This window comes from Catellatospora sichuanensis (assembly GCF_007483665.1).
Taxonomy (GTDB): domain Bacteria; phylum Actinomycetota; class Actinomycetes; order Mycobacteriales; family Micromonosporaceae; genus Catellatospora; species Catellatospora sichuanensis.
The window spans coordinates 1-3,374 of record NZ_VIQO01000066.1 but is presented as its reverse complement, the minus strand read 5'-3'; the positions used below and the strand labels follow the sequence as shown (position 1 = coordinate 3,374).

4 protein-coding genes are annotated in these 3,374 nt (G+C 67.3%); 2 read left to right on the top strand and 2 right to left on the bottom strand.

Annotated elements, in window-relative coordinates; genetic code table 11:
- Positions 1–347: 347 nt before the first annotated feature.
- Positions 348–590, bottom strand: a complete 243-nt coding sequence (locus FLL47_RS42460; protein WP_222106446.1) for a hypothetical protein — start codon at positions 588–590, stop codon at positions 348–350.
- 29 nt (positions 591–619) lie between these two features.
- On the opposite strand from FLL47_RS42460, the gene FLL47_RS45345 reads away from it, so the two are divergent.
- Both FLL47_RS45345 and FLL47_RS42455 read left to right on the top strand, forming a co-directional pair.
- Positions 620–1,231: a glycosyltransferase gene (locus FLL47_RS45345; RefSeq protein ID WP_425457837.1), complete on the top strand. Its 612-nt coding sequence runs from the start codon at positions 620–622 to the stop codon at positions 1,229–1,231.
- Positions 1,232–1,517: 286 nt separating this feature from the next.
- Positions 1,518–2,651, top strand: coding sequence for a glycoside hydrolase family 11 protein (locus tag FLL47_RS42455; RefSeq protein ID WP_144128362.1), 1,134 nt, complete (start codon positions 1,518–1,520; stop codon positions 2,649–2,651).
- Here the strand turns inward: FLL47_RS42455 and FLL47_RS45340 are convergent.
- Positions 2,550–3,365 (bottom strand): transposase family protein, encoded by an 816-nt coding sequence (locus FLL47_RS45340; RefSeq protein WP_425457838.1) that lies wholly within the window; start codon positions 3,363–3,365, stop codon positions 2,550–2,552. The two genes, FLL47_RS42455 and FLL47_RS45340, sit on opposite strands and share 102 nt — an antisense overlap.
- Between the last annotated feature and the right edge of the window lie 9 nt (positions 3,366–3,374).

Genomic DNA, 3,374 nt, shown 5'->3' with positions numbered 1-3,374 from the left:
GAAGGCCGGCTGCACGCCGACGGCGGCCCCGGCGGCTGCGGCGACACCGCCTATACCGGCACCGGCCTGTGCGTACCCCATCGCAGGCCGAAAGGCCAGGCCCTGACCGAGTCGACCCGGTGCTGCGGGAACGCTCGGATTTAGCCGATGTGCGGACGTCAGCGTGGGCGCATTGGAAAAGCAGCCTCGGCGGTTGCAGACGCCGCGACCCGGGCCATCAGCGCATGCCGAAGCAGTCGGACTCTCTTGCCCCGCAGTTGCCAGTACGGCAATACGAAGTGGTCGTGTTGACCTTCGCAGGTAGTGCCGTCCTGGTCTTCGCCTGAAGGCGCGTCGGCCTCGGTGTATCAGCCGCGGGGCAGGATCCGGCCGTCGGGCAGCGTGCGGCCACTCAGGAGCGCCACCAGTGAGCCGCTGTCGGCGCGAACGAGTTGGCCGCTTCCCCAGCTCCAGGCGGTGTCGGTGACCTCGAGCCGGACATCGGTCAGGTCAACCCCGAGCCAGGTGCCGTTTGTGGCGGTGAGCTGGTCCAGGACGGCGATCACAGCCTCTCTTGGTGCGACCGTGGGCCGGTCGAGCGCGATCGTCACGTCCAGGGAGTGGATGACGGCATGGCTGAGTGCACCGGCTGCACCGCCGCCCGGCGGCTGCCACGCGTGCAGTCTTGGCGATCGGAGCTGGTCGAGAAGGTCGACGAGCGGCAGCGATCGCGTCCGGCACCCCGCAGGTGGTGCTCGCACACGGAGCAGACCGCCCGGACAACGCCCGCCGGCTGCACGCCCTCGGACTTGCCGAGTGGCTGCCCGCGGCACGGTGGCAGGTCGACGCGGTAGCCGAGCTAATCATCCGCGTGCTGACCGAACCGGCATACCGCGACCGAGCGTACACATTGGCGACCACATGGACCCGGACCGGACTGCCGCCGAGGCATGCATCCACCTCGAGGCACTGCTCGGCCGGCAGGTCCACGGGACCTGATCGGGCTGCGGTGGGGTGGCCCCCATCTTCCGGTGACCGCTGGCGCGCCGCTTCGGACCATCCGGCCCGACGTATCGGTGCAAGGGTCACCGGCCGGACGGGCCGCCGCGCCGCGACAACGCGGCACGGCAACCCGAAACAGTCCGGAACTTTCGGAATCCCCAGGCCGTGCGTCGCCCCACTTTGTCGGGCTCAATATCGACATATCGACGCCTGCCCAACACGACCGACCCCACGCCACTTCGATCCGTGAAACATCCCGCTGGTCCAGCCAACCCGGGCATGATTTCCGAAATGTTTCCGGAAGTTGTTGACAGTGCGACGAGGTGGGATCCATATTGGTGCGATCGACAGACATAACTGTCGGTCCGGGCCAACCGCGGCCCGGCACTCCGGTCGTCGAACGCATGACGACTGGCCCCACCACCGCGTGGTACGGCCCACGCACGGTGGCCCGACACCACAGCCACCGACAGTCCTACCGGGTCGTATCACCCTGTCACACCTTTTCGCCAGCCTTCACGAGGAGGAGCACGCACATGCACGAGGCACCCATCCAACGGAAGAGCCGCAGAGGCGGCCGCCTCAGAATGCTCATCGGCGGCGCCTGCGCCGTCGTGGCGGCCGTCGCCAGCACGTTGATGGCCACCAACGCTTACGCCGAGGCCGACCGGCAGGTCTGCTCGAACACCACCGGCACGCACAACGGGTTCTACTTCTCGTTCTGGAAAGACAGTGGCGACGCCTGCATGGTGCTGCGCGAGAACGGCCGCTACTCCAGCTCCTGGAGCAGGAGCACCAACAACTGGGTCGGCGGCAAGGGTTGGGCCACCGGTAGCCGGCGGACGGTCAGCTACTCGGGCACCTACAACCCGGGCAACAACAACACCTACCTCGCCCTGTACGGGTGGACGCGGAACTCGCTGATCGAGTACTACGTTGTGGAGAACTTCGGCAGCTACAACCCGAGCAGCGGCGCTCAGCGGCTGGGCACGGTCACCACCGACGGCGGCACCTACGACATCCTGCGCAGCCAGCGGGTCAACCAGCCGTCGATCGACGGCACCGCCACGTTCTACCAGTACTGGAGCGTGCGCCAGCAGAAGCGGAGCAGTGGCACCATCACCTTCGCCAACCACGTCGACGCCTGGGCCCGCGCCGGCCTCAACCTCGGCAGCAGCTGGGCCTACCAAGTCATGGCGACCGAGGGCTACCAGAGCCAGGGAAGCTCCGACATCACCGTCCGGGAAGGCACCAACCCCGATCCTGGGCCCACCACTGGTCCGCCGAGCGGTACCAGCCAGATGATTGCGGGTCAGCAGTCCGGCAGGTGTCTCGACGTCCCGAACTCGAGCACCACCAACGGCACCCAGCTCCAGTTGTACGACTGCTGGGGTGGCTCGAACCAGCGGTTCACTCACACCTCAAGCAGGCAGCTGACGGTGAACGGCAAGTGTGTGGACGCCTCAAATGGGGGCACCAGCAACGGCACCGCGGTGATCCTCTATGACTGCCACGGCGGCGCGAACCAGCAGTGGAATGTCAACAACGGCACCATCACCAACGCGCAGTCAGGGCTGTGCCTCGACGCCGGCGGCACCGGCAACGGGACGAAGATCCAACTGTACAGCTGCTGGGGCGGGTCGAACCAGCAGTGGAGCTTCCGGAACTGACCCGGCGCCACGGGGCCAGGCACGGACCGGTCTGACACCGAAGGCAGGTGCGGCTGGGGTGCCGACGATGGTCGGCACCCCAGCCTCCGTGCGGGGCCATCCGGCGGGGTGCCCGGGATGGACGGCTCCGGTCAGGACGTGGTGCCGGTGACCGGAGCTGCTTGTGAACACGCGATGGCGGTGACCACTGCCAACCTGGCTGCGTTGACGGGGCACGCGGGGTGACGGGAGTGCCGCCTGCATCGCGTCCGATGTTTCCCCACATACGGAAGAGGTCATGATCTCCCCAGCGACACCATCATTGCCAGTCGCAGTCCCCGTCACAGCACAACTTCTAGCGAAAGGCGCACCCCATGGCGTTGAAGGCCATCTGATGCCACTGGCCACCCGGATCGCTCCAATCCGCGCTTGCGGCAGGGAAGGTGTGGGTACACCTGCGAGCCCAGAGCTGCGGCATGATGGCACACACGATGATTGAACCATCAACACCGGGAACCGGCCGAGCAGGCCGCGGTAGCCGGTGGCCAGGAGTTTCCAGTTCTTCAGATGCGCGATAACACGTTCGACGCTGGCGCGGTGGGAGGCGATCGCGCGGTTGTACTCGCGGGTCGACTCGGTCAGGGCCTGGCCTTTCGGCCTGCGATGGGGTACGCACAGGCCGGTGCCGGTATAGGCGGTGTCGCCGCAGCCGCCGGGGCCGCCGTCGGCGTGCAGCCGGCCTTC